This is a genomic window from Sulfitobacter sp. 15WGC, assembly GCF_005068605.1.
GTDB lineage: Bacteria > Pseudomonadota > Alphaproteobacteria > Rhodobacterales > Rhodobacteraceae > Sulfitobacter > Sulfitobacter faviae.
In genome coordinates, this window is the sequence record NZ_SZNL01000078.1 from 1 (window position 1) to 434 (window position 434).

Genomic DNA, 434 nt, shown 5'->3' on the forward strand with positions numbered 1-434 from the left:
TCTCGGCGAGATCGGCGGCGGCGATTATGGCGACGGTGTCACATCCAAGCGGATCGCCGGGGCGCTGCGATCGATCGGTGAGCGCGACGTTCGGGTCGATATAAACAGCCCCGGTGGCGATTTTTTTTGAAGGCGTGGCGATTTACAACATGCTGCGTGAACACAAAGCCAAGGTCACGGTCAATGTGCTGGGCCTTGCCGCGTCCGCCGCATCGGTGATCGCCATGGCCGGTGATGAGATCAAAGTGGCAAAGACTGGATTCCTTATGGTCCATAACGCCTGGGGCATCACGATCGGCAACCGGCACTGTTGATTGTCACTGAGAACTGACCCGGTATTTTCACCGAGATTTGACCCACCCTCAGTTATGCGTCGTGGTCTATGATGCGGTCAATGTTTTGGCCTCCTTTGCAGTTTTCTTTGCTGCCTCAGA

1 pseudogene is annotated in these 434 nt (G+C 56.0%); it reads left to right on the plus strand.

Annotated features, from left to right (window positions below):
• Positions 1 to 308, plus strand: a pseudogene (locus tag FCK22_RS18055) (head maturation protease, ClpP-related); the annotation flags it as partial.
• Positions 309 to 434 lie beyond the last annotated feature (126 nt).